Here is a 589-nt window from a genome sequence, read left to right on the forward strand (position 1 = left end):
CTACACCACGGGACCATTTGGTTGCGGGGACAGGATTTGAACCTGCGACCTTCGGGTTATGAGCCCGACGAGCTACCAGACTGCTCCACCCCGCGACGATTATGATATTCTTTTTAAAAAATAATGGAGGAGGTAGAGGGATTCGAACCCCCGCGCGACTCTCGCCGCCTGTCGGTTTTCAAGACCGATCCCTTCAGCCAGACTTGGGTATACCTCCATAAAAATATTCAAATGCTTTTTAGTTATAATGATATGTTTAATAATCTTTAAAATCAAACTACATCCCATTTTATAATAAAAATGGAGGAGGTAGAGGGATTCGAACCCCCGCGCGACTCTCGCCGCCTGTCGGTTTTCAAGACCGATCCCTTCAGCCGGACTTGGGTATACCTCCATAACTAAAGTGGAGCCTAGCGGGATCGAACCGCTGACCTCCTGCGTGCAAGGCAGGCGCTCTCCCAGCTGAGCTAAGGCCCCRTGTTTAAAAMTATCGGGAAGACAGGATTTGAACCTGCGACCCCCTGGTCCCAAACCAGGTGCTCTACCAAGCTGAGCCACTTCCCGTTAATAAAAGCGCGCCCGAGAGGAC

The 589-nt window shown here is 50.6% G+C and carries 5 tRNA genes; all 5 read right to left on the reverse strand.

The annotated features are described in order from the left end of the window. Positions 1-18: 18 nt before the first annotated feature. The 5 genes from AZF08_RS07205 to AZF08_RS07225 all read right to left on the reverse strand — a co-directional run bounded on the left by AZF08_RS07205 (position 19) and on the right by AZF08_RS07225 (position 564). Positions 19-95 (reverse strand) — tRNA-Met (locus AZF08_RS07205). Positions 96-124: 29 nt separating this feature from the next. Next, positions 125-217 (reverse strand) — tRNA-Ser (locus tag AZF08_RS07210). Positions 218-301: 84 nt separating this feature from the next. Then, a tRNA-Ser gene (locus AZF08_RS07215) sits at positions 302-394 on the reverse strand. A gap of 10 nt (positions 395-404) precedes the next feature. After that, positions 405-477: transfer RNA gene (locus AZF08_RS07220), tRNA-Ala, on the reverse strand. A 13-nt stretch (positions 478-490) separates the two neighbouring features. Next, positions 491-564 (reverse strand) — tRNA-Pro (locus AZF08_RS07225). Between the last annotated feature and the right edge of the window lie 25 nt (positions 565-589).

The organism is Bacillus gaemokensis, from assembly GCF_001590835.1.
GTDB classification, from domain to species: domain Bacteria; phylum Bacillota; class Bacilli; order Bacillales; family Bacillaceae_G; genus Bacillus_A; species Bacillus_A gaemokensis.